This window comes from Bacillus sp. (in: firmicutes) (genome assembly GCA_012842745.1).
Classification (GTDB): Bacteria; Bacillota; Bacilli; order Bacillales; family Bacillaceae_J; genus Schinkia.
This window is the reverse complement of sequence record DUSF01000033.1, coordinates 56,894-83,820: the sequence shown is the minus strand read 5'-3', so window position 1 is coordinate 83,820 and position 26,927 is coordinate 56,894. Positions and strand designations below refer to the sequence as shown.

Sequence of the window (26,927 nt, the reverse complement as noted above, 5' to 3'; positions counted from 1 at the left end):
TTTCATTTTTTATAAATAATAAAAACTAGATAAAATTGAAAAAAATGGTTGAATCAAGGGGTTGAAGATATTCGTGTTGCCGTTAATATTTCATTTAAACAATTCCAACAGGATAACTTCGTAGAGATTGTAAAAAATACATTAGCGGAAACAGATTTAGATCCGCAGTATCTTGAACTTGAAATTACAGAAAGTGTTGCAATGAATAACCCTGAAGAAGTTATTAAGAAATTACAACAATTAAAGGAAAGTAATATCTTTATTTCCATAGATGATTTTGGTATGGGATATTCATCATTAAATTATTTAAAGAGGCTTCCAATTGATCAATTGAAAGTAGATCGCTCATTTATTCAAGATATAGTAGAAACAAACGATACTGCCATTGTTCGTGCAATCATCTCGATGGCGCAAAGCTTGCAACTTAGCGTTGTAGCAGAGGGAGTTGAACAACAACTACAAGCAACCATATTAAAAAATTTAAACTGTCAAATTGCTCAAGGATTTTTGTATTATAAGCCTATGAAGGAAAGTGAATTAATCAATATTCTTACAAAAAAAGAAAAAATAAAAATATAAAAATTTCTATTGCCGTTTTTTAGTTATGCTGTTATTATAAAATAGTCGTTAATTGGAAAGCTTATATTCAAATTTAGAGTCTTTCCGAGCAGATAATTTTTGACCACTTCCTTTCGGGAGTTAAGGCCATACGGACAGCCGGGTCAAATGCCGAGTGGCAACTTTCGTTGCCTTATTGATTGAGTTAAAAGCTCAAATTTTATAAGTTGGTTACTTTACAACCAGTGCATATGCACACAACTTGTGAAACGGTCAATAAGAGTGGTAAAAGTAATTATTTGCTATATAGACTCTGAACCTAATGATATATTTGAATATTAAGATGTCTTTCCATGAAATGGTTATAGTTTTATGGTTGCTGTAATCCTATGATGTTTGATAGGTTACACATTTTCTATTCTTAATATTTATGAGTATATCAAGCAAGTGATGCGCGAATATGCGTTTATGCACTTGCTTTTTTATTTGCGAATTTTTGGGTTTGTACATTCTTTTTCGAAAAATAAAATGAAAAGGAGATAGGAAAATGGGAAAAGCACTTATCATTGGTTGTGGCGGAGTTGCTTCCGTAGCTATTCACAAATGTGTTCAAAACAGTGAGGTTTTTGAGGAAATTTGCATTGCAAGTCGTACAAAGTCGAAATGTGATGAGTTAAAAGCAAAATTAGATGGCGGAAAAACAAAAATTACGACAGCACAAGTTGATGCAGATAACGTGGACGAACTTATTGCTTTAATTAATGAGGTAAAACCAGACATTGTCATGAATCTTGCTTTACCATATCAAGATTTAACAATCATGGATGCTTGTCTAGCTACTAAAACAAACTACATGGATACTGCCAATTATGAGCCTGAAGACACTGCGAAATTTGAATACAAATGGCAATGGGAATATCGTGAACGTTTTGAAAAGGCTGGTATCACAGCACTTTTAGGTAGCGGCTTTGACCCAGGTGTGACAGGTGTATTTTCTGCCTATGCATTGAAGCATCATTTTGATGAAATTGAATACATTGATATTCTTGATTGCAACGCAGGCGATCATGGCTATCCTTTTGCAACGAATTTCAATCCAGAAATCAATATTCGTGAAGTTTCTGCGAACGGAAGATATTGGGAGAAAGGTGAATGGGTAGAAACGAAGCCGATGGAAATCAAACGTGTTTATAATTTCCCTGAAGTTGGCGAGAAAGATATGTATTTGTTGTACCACGAAGAACTTGAATCTCTTGCCGAGAATATTCCTGGGCTTAAGCGAATTCGTTTCTTTATGACGTTCGGTCAAAGTTATTTAACACATTTAAAATGTCTTGAAAATGTTGGCATGACATCAATTGAGCCGATTGAATTTGAAGGAAAACAAATTATTCCATTACAGTTCTTGAAAGCTGTATTACCTGACCCAGCATCACTTGGTCCAAGAACAAAAGGAAAAACAAATATCGGTTGTATTTTTAAAGGTAAAAAAGACGGCAAAGATAAAATGTATTATGTGTACAATGTTTGTGACCATGAAGAATGCTACAAAGAGGTTGGCTCACAGGCAGTATCTTATACGACAGGCGTTCCAGCGATGATTGGTGCGATGATGGTAATGACTGGAAAGTGGAATAAGCCAGGTGTATACAATATCGAAGAATTTGATCCAGATCCATTTATGGATGCATTGAACAAGTGGGGACTTCCATGGAAAGAAAGCTTTAATCCGGAACTTGTAGATGCCTATCCTGAAGAGGAAGAGTCAGTTGAAACTTTAGAAGCGGAGCTTGTGGGATAAGATGCATTTTGAAGAATTACCGACACCATGTTATGTAGTAGATGAAGCACTTCTTGAAAAAAATCTTAAAATCCTGAACGGTGTCATGGAACGGACAGGTGCTAAGATTATTCTGGCACAAAAAGCATTTTCAATGTATTCGCTGTACCCGCTTATTGGCAAGTATTTGAGCGGCACAACGGCAAGCGGCTTATATGAGGCGCGACTTGGTTATGAGGAAATGGGCAAAGAAAATCATGTCTTTGCCCCTGCTTACCGTGAAGATGAAATTGATGAAATCATCTCTTATTGCGATCACATCATCTTCAATTCTTTTTCACAGTTGGAAAAGTTTCGCGATAAAGTATTGCAAGCTGGTAAAAAATTTGGCTTACGCATCAATCCTGAATGTTCGACACAAGTAGGGCACGATATTTACAACCCATGTGCTGTTGGCTCTCGGTTTGGTGTGACGATTGAACATTTCCGTCCAGAATTACTTGATGGTGTATCAGGATTGCATTTTCACACGCTTTGTCAGCAAAATTCTGATGATTTGGCAAAGACACTTGATGCTGTTGAAGAGAAATTTGGTCAATGGCTTCCGCAAATGGAATGGATTAACTTTGGCGGAGGCCACCATATTACAAGAGAAGATTATGATATTCCGTTGTTAGAAGACTGTATTCGCCGCATGCAGGAAAAGTATGGTTTAAAGGTTTATCTGGAACCAGGCGAAGCCGTGGCGTTAAATGCTGGATTTTTAATCACAACGGTATTGGATACGATGCAAAACGGTATGGATATCGCCATCCTTGACACGTCTGCATCTTGCCATATGCCAGATGTTTTAGAAATGCCATATCGCCCGCCGCTGATCGGTTCAGGGGAAGTAGGTGAGAAGTCATATACATATCGCCTTGGCGGACAAACCTGTCTTTCTGGTGATACAATTGGCGACTATTCCTTTGATAACCCTTTAGTCAATGGTGACCGCCTTGTCTTTGGTGATATGGCTATTTATACAATGGTGAAAAACACGACTTTTAACGGGATGCCGCTGCCAGCGATTGCTGTTCGCGATAAAGACGGCGATTGCCGTATTGTACACAAGTTCGGTTACGAAGATTTTAAGATGAGATTAGCATAAAAATTTCATAAAATTATTAAGCCATCAACTGGTTATTTCCAGATGATGGTTTTTTTGTTAATTAAGTTATGACTTTTACATGACTAAAGTCATGATGAATATGACCTAGCGACATTATAATTAGATTAGTTATAAAACTATTTATAATAACAACTTTTATGAATGGAGGTATAGAAACAAGAGAACAATTGGAGTTTATAAAAAATATAGGCTGTAATATTATGCAAGGTTTTTATTTTTGTGAACCGGTTAAAGAAGATTTTGAAAATCTATTTAAGCGTATGAACGCATAATCATAAGTTTGGAGGGTACATAAATGATTCAAAAAATATCAATTTCAAAAGTTAAAGCTGGCATGGTTTTAGCGGAGGACGTGATAAATCAAAATAGGCTTATTTTGCTCAAAAAAGGGATAACATTAACCGATAACATCATTCAAAGGTTTAACAAACATGAAATTAATGAGATATTTGTTAAAAATGACCATAATCAAACCGTTATAAATCATAGTAATGTTAAGAAGGGGACAAAATATTTTTAACAAAATTATGTAACTATTATTAATCAATTACGCTATTGTTAAAATTGCCGGTTATTAGCTGTAATGGTAGAGAGTATTTTCATAGTTTACTGGGTTCAGGAGATGTTTTATTTGATTATAAAATTGTTGCGGAGTTTTTAAATATTATAAATATTTATGTTGCAGGAAGCCTCGTTTTGCTAAATAATGGAGATATAGGAATGGTTACGGAAATTAAAGGCAAGCCAATTGGCAGACCAATTGTGAAGCTTTTATATGACAAAGAATGGAGAAATCTAAACGGTCAAGAAGTTGACCTTAGTAGGAACCATTTATTTTTTATAAAAAAAGTAATCGATTAGGGGAATGAACAATGTGGATGGTGGAAGAATGGGGTTAATCACAATCTTGATTGCGGATGATCAAACATTAATGAGAGATGGTTTGAAAACGATACTTGAATTAGAAGAAGATATGGAAGTGATTGGTACTGTTTCGAATGGAAAGGAAGCCTATGAGTTTGTGAAGGAATTTTCACCTTCGGTCGTTCTAATGGATATTAGAATGCCAATTATGAATGGTGTTGAAAGTGTGAGACGAATTACAAATGATTTTCCAGATACTAGTGTTATTATGCTGACGACTTTCGATGAGGATCAATTGATTGTTGATTCGCTCGCCGGCGGAGCAAAGGGATTTCTATTAAAGGATATACAAGGAGATAAATTAATTGGGGCTGTTCGTGATGCGGCTAAAGGACAAATGATCCTTCCTAGTAATATTGCTACGAAACTAGCTCTGAAAGTATCTGAATTATCAAAGACATATGAGGCCGAATCTGAAATTAATAAAAAATTCGAAGAAGTGCCTATGCATTTTTCCGTGCGCGAGAAGGAAATAATTTCGTTAATGATTCGTGGTTTTAATAACCAGCAAATCTCTGAGCGAATTTATATTAGTGAAGGCACTGTAAAAAATTATATTAGTGATATTTATAATAAAATTGGTATTAATAATCGCTCGAAAGCCATTGTCTATTTTCAAAAGTTATTGGATGAAAATGGTGGGTATTTATAAATGAAGAGTAAAATTATAACTCTATTAACAGCAATATTTATTCTCCTTTTTTATTTTTCTATGAATAGTAGTGCAAACGGCCAAGTTTTTGCACAATCTGGAAAGATGGATTTACAGAAGGCGAATCCAAATGAGTTGATTCCATTAAATGGTGAGTGGCTTTTTTATTGGAATAAATTATTGCAGCCAAGTGAAATAGAGCAGCATCAGCCTACAGCGATGATTCCTCTACCAGGAATGTGGTCCAGCATTGAGTATGAAGAAGGTAAAATTTTACCAAAGCATGGATACGGTACATTGTATTTATCCTTGAAAATTCCTGAGCGTGACATTGGTGAGCAAAAGGCCCTTTATATACCATCCGTTAGTACGGCATATGAGCTGTATATTGATGGAAAGTTTAAAGGGAAGGTTGGTGAGGTTGGTACAAGCAAGGAAGCGATGAAACCAAAGTACTTGCCACAAGTATATACCTTTATTCCAAATTCAAATGAAGTTGAAATTGTGATTACTACTTCTAACTATTATCATATTAAAAGTGGTACTTGGGAAGAAATTTTGTTCGGCGATAGTCTAGTAGTGAATGATTTCAAAGAGAAAGCAGTCGCGAAAGTAAGTGTTTTCTTTGGTTTGTATATTTTGATTAGTTTTTATCATATATTGTTTTATTTTATTCGTAGGCATGAACTTCGTTCATTGGCATTTTCGCTAGTTGCGTTTGACATGGCTTTGCGAAATTTATTAATTGACCAGGTACTGTGGATGCGAATTTTCCCTGAATTCAACTGGGCATTAGAAGTGAAAATAGAATATTTAACGGTCTTTTTAGGCTTTTTCTTCTATGTTATTTTTTTGAAAACGCTATATCCGAATGAATGGAATGTATTTATATATCGAGCTTCTCTATTCATTACAGGTACCCTTTCATTGATTGTTGTATTCACATCCCCAACTATTTTTATTTACTTATTAAAACCATTTAGTTTTGTAGCTGAGGCACTACTTGTTTATTTTTTGTATGTTATGTTTGTTGCTATGCTTCGTAAACGTCAGGGGGCAATTTTAAGCTTTACGACATGCCTATTATTCTACGCTACAGTTGTTAATGATTTACTGTACTATAATGGATTTATTAATTCAATTGATATGATGCCAGCAGGCTTTTTCATTCATCTTTTATCACAATTTATAATGCTGACTCGGGAATATGGAAGAACTTTCAATGAAACAGGCCGACTAAATGCTTTATTGAAAGAGGCTAATACAAAGCTAGAAGAACGGGTCGTTTTGCAAACAGAGTCGTTAGCTCAATCAATGAAAGAAACTGCCATTGCTCTAAGTGAAAAAATGGTGTTGGAAGAGCGCAACCGGCTTGTAGGAGAAATTCATGATACAGTAGGACATACACTGACAACAATCAATATCCAAATTGAGGCTGGGAAACGATTAATTCAAAATAAACCAGATGTGGCAATAGAGAAATTTGAAAGATCACAAGAGCAAATTCGGATTGGTCTTAGGGAAATACGAAATTCACTGAGATTGTTAAAGGACGATAATCATACGGGAATCAGTGATTACTTATTTTCTTTAAGGAATTTTATTTCAAATACAGAAGAAATTACAGGTGTAAAAATAAATTCAATAATTAACGTAACAAACCCTCTATCAGCAAAAAAGCAAGCTTTACTCTACCGTGCACTCCAAGAAGGGCTAACAAATGGAATTAGACATGGAAGTAGTAGCCACTTTGATTTCACCCTCTATGAATCCGATGACAATATTATTTTTAAATTAAAGGATAATGGGGAAGGGGTCGATGAAATTCAGTCGGGCCTAGGTTTAACAACGATGAGGTCGCGCGTAAAGGAACTTAACGGCGAAATATATGTTGAATCGAAAAAAGGGCAGGGTTTTACGATTACAATTTATTTACCACTTGATTAAAAAAACGAAGGAAAATAGTAGTAAATTGTCGAATTATTCTTTAAAAGATAATAAGTATAAAAGCCAAATTCTTCGATATTGCTGGTGGGGAATTTGGCTTTTTGAGTAGACACTGATTTTGGGAATCAATCAGCAAATTATTATGGAGGTTGTAATGGATTTTTTAATAAAGCTTTTACCAGATCATACATTAATCGCAGCAATTGTAAGTATTATCATTAATATAACTATTTCCGTAGCTGGTTTTATTCCTAGTACATTTATTACAGCAGCAAATATATTTTATTTCGGATTTCAATTTGGACTATTCCTATCGATTGCCGGTGAGGCCATTGGTGCAATCATCAGCTTTATTTTATATAGAAAGGGAGTTCGAGCGCTTGAGAACAAGTTAAATAAGCAACCGTCCAATAGATTTATAGAAAAATTAAAAAATGCCCAAGGGCTGGAGGCTATTATTTTAGTGCTTACCCTACGAATTTTCCCGTTTGTTCCGTCTGGGCTTGTCACCCTTGCGGCTTCCATTAGTAGAATGAAGACGACGCAGTTTGCCATTGCCAGCACTGTTGGTAAAATTCCTGCATTGCTAATAGAAGCGTATTCAGTTCAGAGTTTTTTGAGCTGGAAAACGCAATATCAAATCGGGATCACCGCCATAGCATTATGTATCATTATTTTTTATTATTTTTGCCGTTTTATGAAGAAGTAGCCCTTTGGGCTAACCGTTTTTATTTTATTTGACAATAGAATAGAAATTAATATATAATTATCTCGAATTCGAGATAAAAAGGAATGGTATTTATGGAGATTCATGACGAAAACCAAAGGGAAGAGGCGCTGTCGTTAAAGGTGTTTATTGTCCTGTCCAGAGCCTTCCAATCAATAAAAAAGCGGGTTGAAGAGGACATTAAGTGTTTGGGGCTGAATCCAACAGAGTTCGCTGTGCTTGAGTTGATTTATAGCAAGGGAGATCAGCCTATTCAAAAAATTGGGGAAAAGGTATTGATTGCCAGTAGCAGTATAACGTATGTCGTCGATAAGCTAGAAAAGAAAAACTTACTAGAGAGAAAACCTTGCCCAAAAGATCGTCGCATTACTTATGCTGTCATCACACCATCTGGGATTGAATTCATGGATGAGGTTTTTCCTAAACATAAAGCGGCAATAAATGAAATATGCAGTGGATTAGATGCTGATGAAAAACAGATTCTAATACAGCTGTTAAAAAAATTAGGTTATCACACCCAAGATTTCTAATTTTTTTAGCTTAATATCTCGAATTCATAATGTACTAATTAATAACAAAATGTTTATTTGATTTTTATTAGATTGGAGAGAATAATTATGTTAAAAAAAATCGACAGCAATAACATGGGTTCAAGCAATCTTGGCTGGTTAAAAAGTAAGTTTCACTTTTCATTCGCTGAATATTATAATCCAGACAATATCCAGTTTGGGGTTTTACGAGTAATTAATGATGATTTGATTCAGTCGCAAACAGGCTTTGGAACACATCCTCATAGCAATATGGAAATCATCTCTTATGTTATCAATGGGGAATTAACACATCGTGATAGCATGGGAAATGAAAATACAATTACACGCGGACACGTTCAATACATGAGTGCAGGTACAGGGGTGTATCATAGCGAGCATAATTTAGGAGAAGATATGCTCAGGTTGCTGCAAATTTGGATTTTTCCTAATCAAAATGGTCATAATCCTAACTATGGTGATTTTAGATTTAAGTGGGAAGAGCGAAAAAATGATTGGCTTCATATGGTTTCAGAGATAGATGGAGATGCCCCAATCAAAATTCATCAAGATGCTAATATTTATTCTTTGGAATTGGAGGAAGGAAAAGAAATTAGCTTCCCAGTGAAAGAAGGCAGGCAGGCCTATTTAGTTCAAATTGAAGGAACATCCACTATTAATGGAATTGAGCTAGTAGATAGGGATGGAATGGAGATTGTTGAAGAAAATATTGTAATTAAAGCAGTGGAAACATCACACATTCTAATGATTGAAATGAAAAAAGCAAATGAATAGAAACAGTTATTGAAATAAATAATTAGTGGCATATTAAAGTCGAATTTATCAAAAAAATTAGGTTCAGAAAAGGAGAATGAAACGATGACAAACGTAAAATTAGCAGTGATTTACTATAGTATAGGTGGAACTAATTATCAGTTAGCAAAATGGGCAGAGGAAGGTGCAAAGGAAATTGGTGCGGAGGTAAAGGTATTAAAAGTGCCTGAACTTGCCCCACAATCTGCGATTGAAGGAAACCCTGTTTGGAAAGCCCATGTTGAGGCTACGAAAGATGTTCCAGAGGTTACATTGAATGACCTAGAATGGGCAGATGCGATTATTTTCAGTGTGCCAACCCGATTTGGTAATATGCCATCACAATTGAAACAATTTTTAGATACAACTGGTGGCCTCTGGTTTAATGGCAAGCTTGTGAATAAAGTTGTAAGTGCCATGACCTCAGCACAAAATGCACATGGCGGCCAAGAAGCAACGATTTTATCGCTCTATACGACAATGTACCATTGGGGAGCCATTGTTGCTGCACCTGGTTATACAGACCCAGTAACTTTCGGTGCAGGAGGTAATCCATATGGAACAAGTGTGACAGTTGACCAGAACGGCAACATGATAGAAGATGTTCAAGCAGCTGTCAAGCATCAAGCTAAGCGAACTGTAACAGTTGCGGAATGGGTGAAACAAGGGAATCAATAATTTAAGAAGCGAATCACGAATAAAAAGTAAATTGAAATCAGCAATTGTTTCGAGTTCGCTTAATGAAAAACCACGCTCAAATAGTGGGCGGCTTACCTAACGGAACATTTAATCCAAAAGGCAATGCAACACGTGCAGAAGCGGTAGCGATGATTACTAGATTACCAAAATAATAATAAATAAAAAAGAACCAACTCCTTTGTTTACTATGTAAAGTGGGAGTTGGTTTTTTATTACGGCAGATATACTAAAATTCAGTTCCTCTACTAGAACTATACAATATCAATATACATTAATTCCATATAACCTCTTTTCCTCCCTATTAAGTAATACCTAATAAGTATTACTATTAAACTTAATAAGTATTTCTGTTTTATTATTCAGATTACTTACAATAGAGTCAATTGTTGTAAATCGTTTATAAAGTTTTTTCAACAAAAGTTCGTGCAACTTAATAGTTTTCACAATTTTTGAGATTGCATTTGATTTTCTGTATTTTCAGAGAGGAGATTAGTCCAAATGAAAAAAGGATTGAAAAGATTCAATAAAATTATTTTTAGTTTAATCATTTTTTTAATTGGCGTGCTTCCTGCTGTTGAGCAAAAAACAGTACAAGCAGATGAAGCACCCTATGTAAAAGCTATTTCAGCGGGCGGTAACCTTTCACTAGCTTTAAAGGAGGATGGAATGGTCGTGGCATGGGGGAATAACCAGAATGGTCAAACCACTATACCCAATGGCCTAGATGATGTGAAAGCTATTTCAGCAGGTAATAACCATTCCCTAGCTTTAAAAAGTGATGGGACGGTTGTCGCTTGGGGGGATAAATCCTATGGTAATACTATTGTGCCTAATGATCTAGGTAAAGTAGAGGCTATCTCAGCAGGCTTCAACAATTCCTTAGCCTTAAAGGAAGATGGAACGGTCGCTGCCTGGGGGAATAATCAGTACGGCCAAACGACTGTACCGAGTAGTCTAAATAATGTTGTCGCTATCTCAGCGGGTGGTGACCATTCCCTAGCATTAAAGAGTGACGGAACGGTCGTGAAATGGGGACCTCAAACCTTTGTCCCCTCTAGCTTAGAAAAAAATACAACCGCTATCTCAGCAGGTTTATTCCATTCTCTAGCATTAAAGAAGGATGGAACGGTTGTGGCATGGGGAAATGGTGGTAAAGGTCAAACTACTGTGCCCAATGGTCTAGATAAGGTAGTAGCCATCTCAGCGGGCGGTGACCATTCTCTTGCTTTAAAAAGTGATGGAACGGTCGTCGCCTGGGGGGATAACTACTACGGTCAATCCAAAATACCTGCTGGTCTTGATAATGTAGTGGCTATCTCAGCAGGCCGCTTACATTCCCTAGCATTAAAAAGTGATGGAACGGTCGTGGCTTGGGGGGATAACTATATGGGTCAAAGTAATGTACCAACGAAGTTAGCCATGAATAATACCGAAGCTGTTACGGTAGATACGAGTTCTCTTTTGATAGGATATGGTGGGACAGACAATGCCGATGGGGTTACCCAAAATATGACGTTTCCAATAAGTGGAGCCAATGGATCAACAATCAGTTGGGTCTCCAATAATACAATGTATGTGAAGAATGATGGAACCGTCACGCAACCAACATACAGTGAAGGGGATCATGAGGTTACTTTAACTGCAACAATTAGCAGAAGTGGTATCAAAGCTACAAAGGAATTTACGTTGATGCTACTGAAACAGGAGGCGACAGATGAGGAAGCGGCATCGTCGGATAAAGCAACTTTAAAAATCGGGTACGGTGGTACAGACAATCCTAATAGTGTTACGCAAGATGTAATACTCCCGACAAGTGGCTCTAATGGAACAACGATTAGTTGGGTATCTAGTGATCCGAACTATGTCAGTTCCAGTGGACAAGTCACCCGTCCGTCCAAAAGCCAAGGTGATAGGACGATTACCTTAACTGCAACAATTAGTAAAAATGGTATTTTCGATACGAAAGACTTTACGTTAAAAGTTCTGAAAGAAGAGTATTTGAATGACATGGAGGCTGTTACAGCGGATACAATTACTCTCACAATAGGATATGGTGGTACAGATCATGCCGATAATGTTACGCAAAACTTGGTGCTCCCGACAAGTGGCTCTAACGGAACAACGATTAGTTGGGCATCAAGCAATCCGAATCATCTCAGCTCGAGTGGTCAAGTCACCCGTCCAACCAATACCCAAGGGGATCAGACAATTACCTTAGTCGCAACAATCAGTAGAAACGGCATCTCAGATACAAAAGTTTTTACTATCAAAATAATCAAACAACCAAGTGAAAGCTCAGATGTATCTTCAGGTGGAAATAGTAGAGGTGGGGGTGGTGGCTCAACCCCTATAACAAACATAGAGAAAATATCAGTTGGTATCGAAACAGCTGGTCTTGGAAAGGGACAAAATAGTTCAACCATCACTTCAAACCGAACAACAAAACCTAATGGAACGAAACAAGATGAAGTAGACCTCGAAGCGGAGCAAGCAAAGGAAATAGTGAAAAATGCAAAAGAAGCAAGGCAAACCATCGCTCGTATTATGATACCGGATGCGAAAGACGAGGTATCCCAAATCTCTGTTAACCTAACTGTCGATGCAGTAAAGGATTTCGCATCAGGAGGGATAGGCCTTGAATTTTATACCGAAAATGTTCAAATCAATCTTCCAGCTGAAACATTAGTGGGATTAAATAAAGATATCAATTTTAAGATTTCTCCGATTAAAGGGGAATCAGGGAAAAATGAAGTGAAAAACCGTGCAATAATGGTAAAGGTAGTTCAAGACATAGCGGTGGACGGAACAGTCCAAGTGATTGGTCGGCCAATCATCATTGAGACGAATCTTCAAAATCGTCCGGTTGATGTAGTATTACCTTTACGGGATGTGACATTACCGACCAATCTAGCAGAAAGACAAGCGTTTTTGGAAAACCTGGCAATCTTTATTGAACATGATGATGGGGAAAGTGAGTTAATAATACCGGAGATAGTTGAGTATAAAGAGGGACAAATTGGATTAAAGTTTCGCGTAACAAAGTTTAGTACATTTACAATCTTGAACATCGACCATTTTAGAGACGAAATGAAAAAACAAGAAACTCCTGCATCTGGAGCGAGACCAAGACCTTATATCATAGGATTTCCAGATGGAACCTTTAAACCAGAAGCAAGCATCAGCCGTGCCGAAATGGCAGCCATCTTATCTCGTGTGGAAGCAAGTAGGAAAACAATCGGCACCTCTACAACGTACCCCGATGTTGCTTCCGATCATTGGGCATACGAAGTGATTCAAGATGCAAGTACAAGCGGACTTATGAAAGGGTTTAGTAATGGTACATTCAGACCTAATCAATCTATTATACGTGGAGAGGTTGCGGCTATTCTCAGTCGTTGGTTAGGCCTGAGTGGTGATATGCAATCAGGCTTCAAGGATAGCCTGGAACACTGGACATCCAAAGATATTGCATTAGTGGGTCAAGCTGGTTTGATGAAGGGGATGGCAAATGGCGAATTCCAACCAAATAAGCCGTTAACACGTGCAGAAGCGGTAGCTATCTTCAATCGAGCATTAAAACGTGCGCCTTTAGAAGCAACGACACCAACATGGCAAGATGTACCTTCTACACATTGGGCGTTTAAAGATGTTGAAGCCGCAACGAATAATTAAAATAATGAAATTTTAACAGGAGGTATCCTATTATACTATGAAAAACGTAAATACAGAGGGAATGAAACAAGCAAAGCTTCAACGATGGAAGCGAACATGTCTATCATTTTTCCTAGCTTTAAGCATGGTTTTACCATCTATTGGTATGGTCGAAGCTACAGGTGAAACAACCAATCTATCAAAGTCAGAGCAACAGACAACAGGGGAAAAAACTCTATTCATCGCATCAGACATCAAAGGCCATTGGGCTGAAGAGGTGATGCAAGATTTTGTCCAAAAAGGCTATGCCAAAGGCTTTCCTGATGGCACAATGAAACCGAACCAAACGATTTCACGAGCGGAATTCATCGCCCTTGTAAATCACGTCTATAACTATCAGGAAAAAGCACCAATCAGCTATCGTGATGTTCCTGCTAATGCTTGGTTTTATCAAGAGATAGCGAAGGCTGCGAAAGCAGGCTATATTTCAGGTTTCGAAGATGGAACCATGCATCCGACGAATGCGGTCACACGTCAAGAAGCAGCCACAATCGTTGCCCGTTTGCAAAATTTAACGGAAAATCCGGATGGAACAAACAAACTTGCTGATAGACAAGCCATACCAAGTTGGAGCAAAGGTGTGATTGGGGCAGTCATTCAAGCAGGCTATATGAAAGGAATGCCGGATGGGACATTTCAACCAGCAAAGCCAATGACACGAGCAGAAGCGATGACGATCCTTCATAATGTAATGAAAACATTTGACGAAACTAAAGCAAAGGACCTAACTAAGCAAGCAACAACCTATGACAAAGCGGGCACATATGGCGGGGCAACCGCATCAGAAAAAGAAACAGTACAGGGTGATGTTATAATCAATGCTGCTGGTGTGAATCTGCAAAACCTTGTAGTTGAGGGAAATCTTATAATTGATAAAGCGGTTGGCGAAGGTGAAGTTTCTCTAAAAAATGTAACGGTCAAAGGGGAACTGTTTGTCAATGGTGGTGGGAAAAATAGCGTCTATTTAATTGATTCGACCATTGAAACAATCGCTGTTAACAAGCAACAAGGTGACGCTGTTCGAATTGTTGTTCGTGGCAAGACAACGATTAATAATCTGGAAATAGAAACAACAACGATAGTAGTCATCGAAGGTGGCGTGATACAATCGATTACAATCAGGGCAACCGCTCCGAATACAGTCATTGATGCAAAAAATAGCGCTGAAATTGGTGAACTTCTCATTCAAGCTATCTCTAAGGTGTTAGGTGGAATCGCAATTAAACATGTGACTATTAACGTCAATGGAGTGACAATTGAAGGAAATCCACAAAAAGTCACACTAGCAAATGGAAATAGTGTCATGATTAACGGCCAACTTCAAACGAGCAGTACGGCCGCTAATATCGGGGGCGGTTCAGGTGACTCAAGTGGAAGTGGGCCAACTGACACAACAGCACAGGATACAATCGATGTTGCAACTGCTAAAGCAGCGCTGCAAATCGGCTTCACATCAGGTGACACAATTTCATTTGTAACAAGCGATTTAATCCTAGATGATTCAGGAGTGAATGGAACGACGATTTCATGGGCATCTGATAAACCAAGAATCATTGCAGCAAACGGTACCGTCACAAGACCAAGCTTTACATTAGGTAATCAAGATGTAACCTTAACAGCTACGATTACAAAAGGAAGCATTCGTGATATGAAGGAATTTAAGATTACAGTGATAAAACTCGCAGAAACACAAGATGACCGTGATGTGGCAGATGCCAAGTCTAAATTAGAAATTATCTTTACATCCGGTGATTCAATCACTCTTGTTACAAGTAATCTTTCCCTCCCTACAACAGGAGAGCATGGAACAACGATTACATGGGAATCAGACAAATCCTATGTCCAACCAATGAACGGGAATGTGACAAGACCTTATTACACATTAGGCAATCAACCTGTAACCTTAACAGCAACGATAACAAAAGGAAATGTATATGATACTAAAACGATAACCATCACAGTTCGTGAACGTGAGCAATCAACAGAAGCAAGGGATAATGGATTTGCCGATGGAAAAGGTACAGTTACGGAGCCCTATATCATCACAAATGCCGACCATCTTAACAATATTAGAAACCATTCTGACAAGTATTTTATGCTGGCTGCAAACGTGGATATGAATCAATCTCCATATAACAGTGGTCTTGGTTGGGAACCAATTCAGGTATTTGAGGGGTCATTGAACGGAAAAGGGTATAAAATTTCAAATCTAATGATAAACAGACCCAATGATTCCTGGCCGATTGGTCTATTTAAAATGAATAAGGGTAAAATCTCCAATGTAATTTTGGATAATGTCAATGTTACAGGTAACAGGGTCGTTGGTGGCTTCGTTGGTGAAAATCTTGGAGGCGGCTCGATATATAATATTGACCTTACTGGAACTGTGGCTGGTGAAGAGCTGGTTGGCGGTTTCGTAGGACAAAATGAAGGGGAGGTAGCACATGTTACTGTTAATGGAACCGTTACGGCTAGTATAAATGTTGGCGGTTTCGCAGGAGTTAATATGGGTACAATCTCAAATAGTCGTGCGATGGGAACAGTGAAGGGAGAAAATAGCATAGCAGGTTTCGCCGGATTCAATGGACAATCAGGCAAACTATTGGGAAACTATACAACAGCAATGGTTTCAGGTACAGATAGTGTCGTAGGATTTGTTCTATTTAATCAGGGAACCGTGATGAATAATTATGCCACGGGTAATATTACAGGTACAAATTTCGTCGCAGGCTTTGTTGTAACTAATAATGGAACAATAACGAACAACTATACAACCGGTAATGTGACAGGAAAAATGTTTGTTGTTGGGTTTGTTGGAGCTAATGATGGAACAATAACGAACAACTATGCCAGTGGAGTGGTTACTGCTGAGGGATTAACGGATGGTTTTATTGATCAAAATAATGGTGGAACAATATCCAGTAATTATTTCAATAGTAAGAACGCTATACAACAGCCAATAACTGGCGTTACAGGAGTTTCTCTTGCGGATATGACGCAAAAAGCAACATTTAATAATTGGGATTTCACAACTGTATGGGATATAACTAATAATAAAAATCATCCATACCCATACTTGCGAAACAATCCTGACTATCGATTAAGGTAAAATCAGATAAATATTAAGCAGTGATTACTAGATTACTAAGGTAAAAAAAGAACCAACTCCTTCGTTTACTATGTATAGAGGGAGTTGGTTTTTGTGTTATTGATTGTTGATAGAGCTAACTATGAGTTACATCAATTTTATGATCATGAAATTCGGACAAGAATGTAAGAAATGTATCTAGGAGTTCAGAGCGAATATCTTTTCGCCATACAAGTGATGTGGGGATGGCAAGATTAATATCTTCTACATTTCGTTTTATTATCCCACTTACTGGAATATCAAGTAAAGGTGCCAATGATACTCCCATACCACCTGAGACCAACGCTATAACCGTATGAAGATCATGGGCTTGAATCGTGATCTTCGGCATGAAATTGGCGTTTTGGAATACGCTCATAAACATTTCATAATACAATGGTCCTACTGACTTAGGTGTTATAATAAAGGTTTCGTTCACCAAATCATGGATATAAATGGTTTCTTTCGAAGCAAGGGGGTGCCTTTCTGGTAAAGCGACCATAAAACGCACCTTTTTAAATGGTTGTGCTTCAATGATATTACTTTTGAATGGAGTAGTTACTAAACCGATATCAATTCTCTTTTCATTTAAAGCTTCAATTTGTGCAGTCGAACTCATTTGTTGCAATATGATTCCAACTTGAGGGTATCGCTCACGGTATTTTTGAAGGGTTGGAATAATATCATGGACTATTCCACTAAATCCAATCCGAAATTCCCCTTCTTGCCCGGTAGAGGATAAGCGCGTACTGATACACGCTTGTTCAACTTGATCAAGAATTTGATAGGCTCTTTTCAGAAAAACTTTTCCTGCATTTGTCAACTCAACACGCCGCTTTGTTCTATAGAACAATCGAGACCCAATTTCATCTTCTAATTCTTGAATTTGCCTGCTAAGCGGCGGTTGGGCGATGTGTAACCTTTCCGCTGCCCGAGTAAAATTTAGTTCCTCTGCAAGAACTAAAAAATATCGGATATGCCTTAGTTCCATATACTTTCCTCTTTTTCATAAAATTATACCTAATAAGTATTACTACTAAACTTTATAAGTATTTCACTTTTATTATTCAGACAATTTACAATAAAGTCAAATATTATAATCACTTCCTATATTCTCCAACTTTACGAGTGGCTTAGGGGCAGAACAAGATTCCTTCTACCAATACAAGAAAACAGTCAACTGATTAGTAATGTTTATGAAATTACGAAGGAACAGGCAGGCAATTTTGATAAAGCTATCACGATGACCCTACTTTATGACAAATTAAAATATGATAAACAAAACTATACGATCAGTATAGTGTGGTTTAATGAAGCAACGAAGGAATGGGGCGAACTAGATAATGTAATTATAGATGAAGAATCTGGTAAAGTTAGTGGTGAAGTCAATCACTTTACAAAATTTGCCGTTATAGTAACTAAAAAAGCCGAATCACCAACACAAGAGCAAAAAGAAGCTACTCAGCCGTCATCAGCATCTTTCACTGATACTAAAGGACATTGGGTAGAGAAAGAAATTCAAGCTTTTGTTTCTAAAGGTATAATCAAAGGCTTCCCAGACGGAACCTTCAACCCAAAAGGCAATGCAACACGTGCAGAAGCGGTAGCGATGATTACTAGATTAATAAAATAATGATACAAAACCAACGCTCAAAGCTTTGGCTTGAGCGTTGGTTTGTCGCCTATGAAATATATTTCAGTATCTTTGAAACAGGCAAAGGTTGGTCAAAATAAAAGCCTTGAACTTCGTCACAACGGTGTGACTTTAAAAATTTATATTGGTCCTTCGTTTCAACGCCTTCAGCGACAACGGCTAAATCTAAATTATGTGCCAGTTGAATCATCGCTTTGACAATAGACTGATCATCTTTATCCGTTGATAGATCATCGATAAAGGATTTGTCGATTTTTAGGCGATTCAAAGATAATAGTTTTAAATAACTTAAAGAAGAATAATGTACCCCAAAATCATCCATTGAAATTTGAATTCCAATTGATTTTAGCTTTTTAATATTCGCTAACGCTGCGTCTGGATCATCCATCAGTACTCTTTCCGTTAGTTCAATTTCCAATAGGGAAGGATCAATCTTAGTTTCTGCTAAGATTGCTTTAATCATCGCAAACAAATCTTTATGCTGAAACAGTTGCATCGAAAGGTTTACGGAAACCTTTGTTTGTTTATAGCCTTTCTCTTGCCATTTTTTAATTTGTTGGCAAGCTTGGGATAAAACCCATTGATCAATTTGAATAATCATTCCTGTTTCTTCCGCTAACGGAATAAAAGAATTAGGAGGAATGAGCCCTTTTTTTGGATGATTCCATCTAATCAAGGCCTCCAATCCATTTAGCTCCCCAGTTTTACATGAAAATTGTGGCTGATAATACAATGAAAATTCATTGTTTTTGATTGCCTTCCGCAAATCATTTGTAAGCATAAGCCTTTCAAGCGATTTTTTCATAAAATCTTTTTGGTAAAATTTAAATGTATTCTTTCCCTCTTGTTTAGCATTATACATCGCCAAATCAGCATATTTAACAAGGCTTTCCAAGTTATCGCCATCATCTGGGTAAAAGCTAATTCCGATGCTGGCTGTTACAAATAATTCATGTTCATTGATGAAAAATGGTTTTGAGAAGTTTTCAATAACCTGATTAACTAAATCGATACTATCCGATTTATGCTGCAGGTCATGTAGGATGATTGCAAATTCATCGCCACCATAGCGAGTAACGATTCCTTTAGATCCGAGAATTTCTGTTAATCTTTTTGCTGCTGCTTTTAGCAAATCATCACCGATAGTATGCCCTAATGTATCATTGATATCTTTGAAACGGTCTAAATCAAGAAAAACAACGGCACATATTTTGTCTGAATCAGTAGCACTTTGAATCGTTTCTTTCAATTGCTTATAAAAAAATGTCCGATTAGGTAGCTTTGTTAAAGCGTCATGAAGCGCTTGAAACTGTAGCATTTCCTCCAGTTTCTTCTTTTCAGTAATATCAATGAAAAAGGACACATAATTTTTTACTCTGCCAGTAGCATCTTTTATTACATTAATCGTAATTTCTTCTAGGAAAAACTCGCCATTCTTTCGTTTATTCCAAATTTCACCTCTCCATAATCCATTTTTCTTCAGGTTTTGCCACATTTCCGTGTAAAAATCGTTTCCATGCATACCTGAGCTAAGTATTTTAGGATTTTTCCCGATTACTTCATCTTCCTGATAACCAGTTAATTGAGTAAACGCCGAATTGATAAATAGTATTTTATTTTGTGAATCCGTTACTGTCATTGCATAATTTATATTGTCAAATACATCGACTAATAAATTCTTTCTCATATCTACCAAAGTTGTTTTCATGCTATAAAAACCCTTCCATTTTATTAAAGTTTTCCCTCTTAATAAAATATCATATCTTTGAAGAATGAAAAAACTATGAAAAATCCTAGAAATTCACCTTTTCAGGAAAATGAAAACCGCGCAATTAGTGTACAGCTTAGATAAAATTTGTAAAGGACTAAGGTAATACTTATAATAAAAGTAAACTAAACTGCGAATATTATAGTCTGGAAGAATGAAACATCGTTATTTAGCGACAGAAAGGGGTAGTAGTATGCTTTATATTTTGGGAGTTGTAGCAATAGTAATTGGCACATTATTAACCTTATCAGTTGCCAAAGAAGATGATAAAACTTATAGAAAAAAAGATAAGTCGAATATAATTAGGCTAACTTCCATTTATGCAGTTGTTATTACTTTATCATTCATCTTTCTAGGCTTATATATTGCTAACACAAACTGATTGGGTGGCGAGGTGCTGGCCCTTTTTTTGAAAAGAGAGCTGGAGATTGGGAATGATGAACTCTAAAGTCACTCATTGACTTTCTTTTTTATATTCATCACAATACCTGTATAGGTATATAAAATTTGGAGCATGGAGGAATTTTTTACGGTGAAAATAACGGAAGCAGCAATAAACCACATTATGAAGGAATTTCAAGACATCATTCAAGCAGGAGAAAGGCCATTCGTTCGGTTAACAATGGAACTTTGCTGAGGTGGCCCTAAACTACGTCTGGCTCCGGTGGAGTCAGTTTCAGAAAAGGATTTGTTGCTTGAACAACATGGGATTCAGTTTGTTATCAATGAAAGAGACCAAGTTTACTTCAATCAGGCAAAAATTGATTATATAAAAAATGTGTTCGGGCAAGGACAGTTTGTTGTACTTCGCGTATAACAAATAAAAGCTTGCTAAATATCAATGATAGGGGTGTTTTTTCACTATTTATAGGGAAGTCCCTTATAGAAAAAAGCGAGGAAAATTGTAATAATTTAAGATATAAAATAAGAAATGGGGGATGGAATTATGAAACAAGAATTTTTTGTCCAGCCAGACCACATTACAGTAAAATTGAAAAATGAGCTTTATATTGATGATGCTTCGTCACTAAGGGATCAACTGCTTACCTATACAGATAAAGGTTATAATAATTTCCTGCTAGATTTAAAAGAATTAACCTATATTGATAGTGCTGGACTTGGCGTCATTATCGGAATCCACAAAAGAGCATTTAATAATGGTGGAAAAGTTGTAATTGAAGGTATTCAAGGCCCTGTCAAAGAAATATTTGAGTTGACACGACTAACAAAGGTATTTGAGATTCATTAAAAAAGCATTAACTGCTCATTGTGGTTATTGCTTTTTTTTTGCATAGGAAAGAGTTTTCATGCCAATTTTTTATTTTAATGAGTTGAAGGGCCTTCCATTTAGGAACTTAATAATCTGCTGATTGAATGCAGCACATGTTCAATTTTATCTTCTCCAGCTTGTGTCCATCTACTTTTATCATAGATATAATCGTCTTTATCTAAAGGTTCTTGAAATTGATTAAGCCCTGTCGTACCGGTAATAAAAGAGTTTTCATCATAATCTAATCCAATATTGACGACATGCTTAATAACAAATGGTGTTCCAAATTCAATCAATGCATTAGAATGATCTAGAAATCCGCTCAAAACATTAATGGGAATTCTCAAATAAATAGATTCTCCGCCTTCTCGCCATAACAATGAATCGAACTTGCCTTGGTCATAATCAAAATTACTACAAAAACTACAACCGTTAGATTGTAAAATATCCCGCACGGCTCCAAAATGGGCTCTTTTTCCTTCAAGATTTGTCTGTAATTTAATCATCTACTTTACACTCCTGTTAAAAAAGTCTGTTACTATTCTTAACAAAAATTTGGATAAAATACCTGTATCATGAATTAATGGCAATGCGGGGACGGTTCTTCTTCAATTTTCACATTCACTTTTGATACTGCATTATATCCGTATCCTTTTCTATTCCAAAAGGAAAATAGCGGTTGAATGCGCCCTTCTGAATCCTTCGCTCTTGAATAAATGGAATATTCCCCCTTTTTTTCAATCTGCCATTGATATGACCAATAAATCCAGGAATAATCCTCATGCGGCAAGCAATTTAGAGCCGCATTGTGCCAAGTTTCACCTTTGTCAAAGCTTATTTGTACTTCCGTAATGATTCCCCACCCTGTCCAAGCAATTCCTTGAATGGTATGAGTCCCTGTGGTTAATATCGATTGATTTATTGGTTGCTGGATGGTGGAGTTAACGTTCAGAATTGTGACGGGTAATGAATCTTTGTCACTATCTTTATGTGGATAATAAACATAATCATCAGTTTGGAAAGGGCCTGTAAATGCGTGCTGAATGATTGTTATTTTATGAAGCCATTTAACGGAAGCCATCCCATACCAATTAGGCACAATTAATCTGAGCGGAAAACCGTGCTTTAACGTTAAAGGCTTATCGTTATATTGAAAAGCGATGATTGTATCGGTGTGCAGCGCTTTCTCGATTGGAAGACTTCTTTCAAAAGGAATGCTTCCATCGATACCTAGTTTCTTGCCAAAATCAGCGCCTTCAAAAACAACTTCTTTAGCATGACTAGATATTCCCACTATTTGTAGGATGTATTTCAATGGAACCCCAGTCCATTTCCCTTGGCTTATCGCCCCATCTTCCCATTGTTCACCATACACTTTTGGAATAAAATTTGCCCTTTTATTACCCGCACATTCAAGTGGAATAACTAGTGATTTTCTAGGCATTGATAATAATTCATCATAACGAAAAACACGAGGCTGAAACACTTGCCCGGCAACTTGTAACCAAAAATTTTTTTCGGTTAAAACAGGATACGAGAAGTGGTTTCTACGGTAAAAATATTTAGTCGGGGTCAGCCATTTGTAAAGAAAGTGAATGGGGGATTCTTGGTTTTCTGGATTTAATTTTTTCGTAGTTAAAAAAGGCATAATCAAAATTTTTTTCACTTTGCAACACCTCATTTCATTATTAAGATATTGCAAATGACAAGTGATAGAACAAAAAAATAGATGGGCCGTTTTATAAAATAGCCAAGAACACTCGTGACTTTAGTCATAAGTGGTTCAGTAATTTGAATTAACTGAATGGTCATTGTTTAAAATAATGCTCTGCTACTAGTTTCCAATCCTCCAAAAAAAACGGCCAAAGGTTAGGACGTCGTCTTAAGGCTAGAGGGTGATACGCTACAGTTGTTCGGTACCCATTGATATCATGAATTTTGCCTCGTAATGATTTAACATCAATCTCTGGATTCTGAAAGAAAGATTGGACCGCAATATTTCCAAGGCAGACAATGAAGCGCGGTTTTTTTGACTGTAGTTGTTGTTTAAGGTGATTCATACAGATTTGCCTAGCTTGTTCTTTGTTATATGCTTGTGTGGGCTTTCTTTTTAAAACATAGGTTACGTATATGTCATCGACTTTTAATCCAACCTGATGGGTTGCTTGTTGTAACGTTTGTCTTGTTCCGCAGATAAAGGGTTTGTTTTCACGATCTTCACGGGCACCCGGATTGTCTAATAGAATCATGATTGGTGCTTCTGGATTGCCTTCACCCCAAATCATTCTTGAACCATGCTTGTCAAGACCACATTCGCTACAATCTTTTAGATTTTCTGGTGTTGATTCTTCAGGCCATAATGAAGCGCAAAAATCAGGCAAAACTTCTCCCCCTTATTAAATTTACTTGATTATTTAATATGCCCAATATGACCTAGCAAAACACTAATCGAAATTGTTTCAGTCACTTGTCGTTTTTTACGTATGCCTAGCAAGGAGTGCAAGTCACAAACTGCTAATGTAGAAGTAGTAGTAGTAGTAGTAGTAGTAGTAGTAGCTTTTTGCATAATAATAGACACATTTCTGAAACTGACAGAATGTAACTGATATGATAAAATAAATGCATTAAATAATAATTGCGAAAGGAGAGATTTTAATGGAAAAACAAATACTAGAACTTCTTCAGAAAATGGACGAAAAACTAACCGTTCAAGGTCAGACGTTGGAAAAACATAGTCAGATATTAGAAAGTCATAGCCAGATATTAGAAAATCATACTCAGATATTAGAAAATCATACTCAGATATTAGAAAATCATAGTAACATATTAGCAGAACATAGTCTGATACTAGCCGACCATAGTCAAATATTAAATGCGCTAAGACATGGTCAGGAATCACTTAAAGCAGAAGTAAGTGAATTAAGGCTGCAAAATGCTAAGGAGTTCGGCGAGCTAAAAGAACAAATAAAGAATCTTGAAGTTAGCAATGAACTTTTAAAGGAAGATAGTTGGAATAATAAAAAAGATATTCGTAGAATTCAAAGAACAATGGGGATGGTTTAAAAATAAAAAACAATCGCGTGTTTTTGAGTGACACAGCCTCTTTTTCCGCAAAAATAGTTAACATAACAATGGCAAGAATCCACTACCATTAATCATCAAAATTGTATTTTCTTAAAAAATGTTAAATTTCGTTGCTCTCGAAATAAAAAGCCAATTGGGCGAATACGCATGAAAAAAGACCACTTTTCTTTTTGGATAGTGGTCTTAAATTTTTGAAAATTAAGGTTAACAATCAAAATGGACATGGACCTTCAAACGCTATATCGAAGTTTAGAAGTATTGGAGACAATCACTAGTCAAACATTATCATTCTTTCTTCCTTTTGAATAATCTTCATGACGGAAAAACCTATTTTTTCAATTTTATCTACTATTCTAGAAACGTTAATTATACTTGGATTATACTTAATGAAGATCTTTCCTTTCGGCATCATACCTTTAAAGGTAAAAATACCACCCAAGTCTATCATCTCTTTTTCAATTATGCGAATACAATCCAAACAGGAGGCTCCATAAATATACATTGTCACATGATTCATGAAGTTTTCCCTCCGTTCATATTTAAATAACAATCTCTTGTTAATTTTTGATTAGTTATAATGAGTTGGTTCAGTTGCTGACTATAACTTAAAGTCTCTTGACTATCCAATTCAGTGGCCTTAACTGTTAAATTTAATTCCTTTTTCAACCTTTCAATTCGTTTCTCTAGCTTAACCCTGTCATTAATCATTACAACTTCACCTCAATCATTAGAAATTCTTATTTCCTTGTACCTATATTTTATAATAATGATTATCAATATTAATTGATATAAATCAATTTTTAAAATTTATACTATACGCAGGACGTTTGAAACTAATAATGAAGGAGGAATTTCTTAAAGTATGTGCAGGTGAATATGAAGATAACAGCTGCAGGAAATGAAAAAAGCCTGTATTCCTTGATACACAAGGAATACAGGCTCCTTTTACAATAATGGTCTGTACTGGATTCGAACCAGTGACACCTTGCCTGTCAAGCAAGTACTCTCCCACTGAGCTAACAGACCGTAGCGAATTTTATTATATAAAATTATATTAATATTGTCAATGTTTATTTCAGAGTACGATTAAGAACAGCAAGCGTAGTTAAAAAGTTGTTCGTAAAGTGCATCTATTTAAATGACATGGGAACTTATCTTTTATTCGTACATGATTGGGTGAGCAGCAATGTGCCGTAGGTTTTCGTTAACATCCAGTATAGGCTGACAGCTATTGTGAGATTGCTTCTTTTTTTTATCGCGGCTTGTCGATTTAAGTAGAATCACAGTATACTAGAAATAGGACTTTAGAATCGTTTACAAGCATAGAAAAAGAAAGGGGAGACCTTATGCGGCTAATGAATGTTGCTAGCTGTCAGTCCGGAACTAAATTAGGTAAATCTATTTATAATGATAAAGGTCAAATTCTTTTATCAGAAGGTGTCCAACTAACAGACAAACTAATACATAAGCTAATAAAAAGTGGAGTTACTACCATTTATATAGAGGACGAACAATCAGAAGGGATTGAAATAGTTGAATCAGTCCCTATAGAATTACGGCTTGAGGCAATCAATACGATAACGGAAGGGTTCCAATCAATTGCGAGCCTTAAATCTAATCATTCCCGCCTCCAAGGTATGATAAAATCGGACAGAGCTATTCGCAGTTTTCAAAAAATCTTTAAAGATATTTTAAATTGTTTAACTGAAAACAGAACGGCGATCAATCTATTAGCAACAGCAAAAATTTATGAAAATTATGTGTATACTCACAGTGTCAACGTGTCGATTTATGCATGTCAATTAGCGATTGAGAACGGTTTGCCATTAAAAAATATTGAAGAGATTGGACTTGGGGCAATACTCCATGATATAGGGAAAATATTTATTCCCCTAGAAATACTAAATAAACCAGGAAAATTAACAAAGGAAGAATACAACGAGGTCATGAACCACAGTAAATTAGGGTTTGAAACGCTTAGAAAAATTCACGAGATTCCATTGCCTGTTGCTCATTGTGCTCTCCAGCATCATGAGAGATTGGATGGACTTGGTTATCCACGAGGATTAATGGATGCTGATATTCACAAGTACGCGAAAATTATCAGTGTTGTTGATGTATTCGATGCAGTAACAAGTGCAAGAACTTATCGGACTCCAATGCTTCCGCATAAAGGTCTTGAGCTTCTTTATACGGGATGCGGAACGCAATTCGATTGTAAACAAGTTGAATTGTTTAAAAATTGTATCGCTATTTATCCGCAGGGGTTGACCGTAAAATTAAATGACGGCAGGACTGGACTTGTTTCGAAATATAATTTTCATGCAGTGGGACGACCGATTTTACGAATTATTAAAGACGAAGCCAATCAAAAAATCAAACCGTATGAAGTTGATTTATCAGAATACGAAAATTTAACTTTACAAATCGTCGAAGCAGATGTGTTATTTTAGATTAAACCAATCATATTTCGCAAGCTGATTTTTACTGCTTTCTCTAGTAATTTGGATCATCC

Annotated in this window: 28 protein-coding genes and 1 tRNA gene; 20 read left to right on the top strand and 9 right to left on the bottom strand. The window is 36.5% G+C overall.

Annotated elements, in window-relative coordinates:
- Positions 1–48: 48 nt before the first annotated feature.
- From GX497_04175 to GX497_04105, 15 genes are all read left to right on the top strand, one after another.
- Entirely contained in the window at positions 49–579 is a 531-nt protein-coding gene (locus GX497_04175) for an EAL domain-containing protein (protein HHY72419.1), read from the top strand.
- A gap of 526 nt (positions 580–1,105) precedes the next feature.
- Positions 1,106–2,359, top strand: a complete 1,254-nt coding sequence (locus tag GX497_04170) for a saccharopine dehydrogenase family protein (GenBank protein ID HHY72418.1) — start codon at positions 1,106–1,108, stop codon at positions 2,357–2,359.
- A 1-nt stretch (position 2,360) separates the two neighbouring features.
- Positions 2,361–3,488 carry a carboxynorspermidine decarboxylase gene (nspC, locus tag GX497_04165; protein ID HHY72417.1) on the top strand — a complete coding sequence of 376 codons (1,128 nt, stop codon included), beginning with the start codon at positions 2,361–2,363 and terminating at the stop codon, positions 3,486–3,488.
- A 158-nt stretch (positions 3,489–3,646) separates the two neighbouring features.
- A complete protein-coding gene (locus GX497_04160) occupies positions 3,647–3,781 on the top strand; it encodes an EAL domain-containing protein (GenBank protein ID HHY72416.1) in 135 nt (44 codons plus the stop codon).
- A 23-nt stretch (positions 3,782–3,804) separates the two neighbouring features.
- Complete coding sequence (locus tag GX497_04155; protein HHY72415.1) at positions 3,805–4,029, top strand: hypothetical protein; 225 nt, start codon at positions 3,805–3,807, stop codon at positions 4,027–4,029.
- A 200-nt stretch (positions 4,030–4,229) separates the two neighbouring features.
- A complete protein-coding gene (locus GX497_04150; GenBank protein HHY72414.1) occupies positions 4,230–4,370 on the top strand; it encodes a hypothetical protein in 141 nt (46 codons plus the stop codon).
- Positions 4,371–4,398: 28 nt separating this feature from the next.
- Entirely contained in the window at positions 4,399–5,085 is a 687-nt protein-coding gene (locus GX497_04145) for a response regulator transcription factor (protein ID HHY72413.1), read from the top strand.
- The gene (locus GX497_04140) at positions 5,086–7,032 is read left to right on the top strand and encodes a sensor histidine kinase (protein ID HHY72412.1); all 1,947 of its coding nucleotides are present in this window, start codon (positions 5,086–5,088) and stop codon (positions 7,030–7,032) included.
- A gap of 154 nt (positions 7,033–7,186) precedes the next feature.
- Positions 7,187–7,741 carry a VTT domain-containing protein gene (locus GX497_04135; GenBank protein HHY72411.1) on the top strand — a complete coding sequence of 185 codons (555 nt, stop codon included), beginning with the start codon at positions 7,187–7,189 and terminating at the stop codon, positions 7,739–7,741.
- 92 nt (positions 7,742–7,833) lie between these two features.
- Entirely contained in the window at positions 7,834–8,289 is a 456-nt protein-coding gene (locus GX497_04130) for a MarR family transcriptional regulator (protein ID HHY72410.1), read from the top strand.
- Positions 8,290–8,376: 87 nt separating this feature from the next.
- Complete coding sequence (locus GX497_04125) at positions 8,377–9,081, top strand: pirin family protein (GenBank protein ID HHY72409.1); 705 nt, start codon at positions 8,377–8,379, stop codon at positions 9,079–9,081.
- A gap of 84 nt (positions 9,082–9,165) precedes the next feature.
- The gene (gene wrbA / locus GX497_04120) at positions 9,166–9,777 is read left to right on the top strand and encodes an NAD(P)H:quinone oxidoreductase (GenBank protein ID HHY72408.1); all 612 of its coding nucleotides are present in this window, start codon (positions 9,166–9,168) and stop codon (positions 9,775–9,777) included.
- Positions 9,778–9,839: 62 nt separating this feature from the next.
- Entirely contained in the window at positions 9,840–9,950 is a 111-nt protein-coding gene (locus GX497_04115; protein ID HHY72407.1) for an S-layer homology domain-containing protein, read from the top strand.
- A gap of 346 nt (positions 9,951–10,296) precedes the next feature.
- Positions 10,297–13,470 carry a hypothetical protein gene (locus GX497_04110; protein HHY72406.1) on the top strand — a complete coding sequence of 1,058 codons (3,174 nt, stop codon included), beginning with the start codon at positions 10,297–10,299 and terminating at the stop codon, positions 13,468–13,470.
- A 37-nt stretch (positions 13,471–13,507) separates the two neighbouring features.
- On the top strand, positions 13,508–16,618 hold the full coding sequence (locus tag GX497_04105; protein HHY72405.1) for an S-layer homology domain-containing protein: 3,111 nt from the start codon (positions 13,508–13,510) through the stop codon (positions 16,616–16,618).
- Between the two features lie 115 nt (positions 16,619–16,733).
- Here the strand turns inward: GX497_04105 and GX497_04100 are convergent, their stop codons facing one another.
- Positions 16,734–17,627, bottom strand: coding sequence for a LysR family transcriptional regulator (locus GX497_04100; protein ID HHY72404.1), 894 nt, complete (start codon positions 17,625–17,627; stop codon positions 16,734–16,736).
- Between the two features lie 252 nt (positions 17,628–17,879).
- On the opposite strand from GX497_04100, the gene GX497_04095 reads away from it, so the two are divergent.
- The gene (locus tag GX497_04095) at positions 17,880–18,269 is read left to right on the top strand and encodes an S-layer homology domain-containing protein (GenBank protein HHY72403.1); all 390 of its coding nucleotides are present in this window, start codon (positions 17,880–17,882) and stop codon (positions 18,267–18,269) included.
- Positions 18,270–18,318: 49 nt separating this feature from the next.
- Here the strand turns inward: GX497_04095 and GX497_04090 are convergent, their stop codons facing one another.
- Positions 18,319–19,998 (bottom strand): EAL domain-containing protein, encoded by a 1,680-nt coding sequence (locus tag GX497_04090; GenBank protein HHY72402.1) that lies wholly within the window; start codon positions 19,996–19,998, stop codon positions 18,319–18,321.
- 214 nt (positions 19,999–20,212) lie between these two features.
- Here GX497_04090 and GX497_04085 point away from each other — a divergent pair, with 214 nt between their 5' ends.
- On the top strand, positions 20,213–20,440 hold the full coding sequence (locus tag GX497_04085; protein ID HHY72401.1) for a hypothetical protein: 228 nt from the start codon (positions 20,213–20,215) through the stop codon (positions 20,438–20,440).
- A gap of 564 nt (positions 20,441–21,004) precedes the next feature.
- Positions 21,005–21,307, top strand: a complete 303-nt coding sequence (locus tag GX497_04080; GenBank protein HHY72400.1) for an STAS domain-containing protein — start codon at positions 21,005–21,007, stop codon at positions 21,305–21,307.
- A gap of 98 nt (positions 21,308–21,405) precedes the next feature.
- On the opposite strand, the gene GX497_04075 is transcribed toward GX497_04080, so the two are convergent.
- The 4 genes from GX497_04075 to GX497_04060 form a co-directional block, all read right to left on the bottom strand.
- A complete protein-coding gene (locus GX497_04075) occupies positions 21,406–21,834 on the bottom strand; it encodes a hypothetical protein (protein HHY72399.1) in 429 nt (142 codons plus the stop codon).
- A 74-nt stretch (positions 21,835–21,908) separates the two neighbouring features.
- Complete coding sequence (locus GX497_04070) at positions 21,909–22,976, bottom strand: sulfite oxidase (protein HHY72398.1); 1,068 nt, start codon at positions 22,974–22,976, stop codon at positions 21,909–21,911.
- Between the two features lie 160 nt (positions 22,977–23,136).
- A complete protein-coding gene (locus tag GX497_04065) occupies positions 23,137–23,709 on the bottom strand; it encodes a uracil-DNA glycosylase (GenBank protein ID HHY72397.1) in 573 nt (190 codons plus the stop codon).
- Positions 23,710–23,738: 29 nt separating this feature from the next.
- On the bottom strand, positions 23,739–23,894 hold the full coding sequence (locus GX497_04060; protein HHY72396.1) for a hypothetical protein: 156 nt from the start codon (positions 23,892–23,894) through the stop codon (positions 23,739–23,741).
- A gap of 89 nt (positions 23,895–23,983) precedes the next feature.
- Here GX497_04060 and GX497_04055 point away from each other — a divergent pair, with 89 nt between their 5' ends.
- Positions 23,984–24,391 (top strand): hypothetical protein, encoded by a 408-nt coding sequence (locus tag GX497_04055; GenBank protein ID HHY72395.1) that lies wholly within the window; start codon positions 23,984–23,986, stop codon positions 24,389–24,391.
- A 292-nt stretch (positions 24,392–24,683) separates the two neighbouring features.
- Here GX497_04055 and GX497_04050 read toward each other — a convergent pair whose 3' ends face one another.
- The 3 genes from GX497_04050 to GX497_04040 form a co-directional block, all read right to left on the bottom strand.
- A complete protein-coding gene (locus GX497_04050; GenBank protein HHY72394.1) occupies positions 24,684–24,929 on the bottom strand; it encodes a heavy-metal-associated domain-containing protein in 246 nt (81 codons plus the stop codon).
- Complete coding sequence (locus GX497_04045; GenBank protein ID HHY72393.1) at positions 24,926–25,120, bottom strand: aspartyl-phosphate phosphatase Spo0E family protein; 195 nt, start codon at positions 25,118–25,120, stop codon at positions 24,926–24,928. Before GX497_04045 ends, GX497_04050 begins: the two co-directional genes overlap by 4 nt.
- 246 nt (positions 25,121–25,366) lie before the next feature.
- Positions 25,367–25,438, bottom strand: a tRNA-Val gene (locus tag GX497_04040).
- A 320-nt stretch (positions 25,439–25,758) separates the two neighbouring features.
- Here GX497_04040 and GX497_04035 point away from each other — a divergent pair.
- Positions 25,759–26,865, top strand: coding sequence for an HD-GYP domain-containing protein (locus GX497_04035; protein HHY72392.1), 1,107 nt, complete (start codon positions 25,759–25,761; stop codon positions 26,863–26,865).
- Positions 26,866–26,927 lie beyond the last annotated feature (62 nt).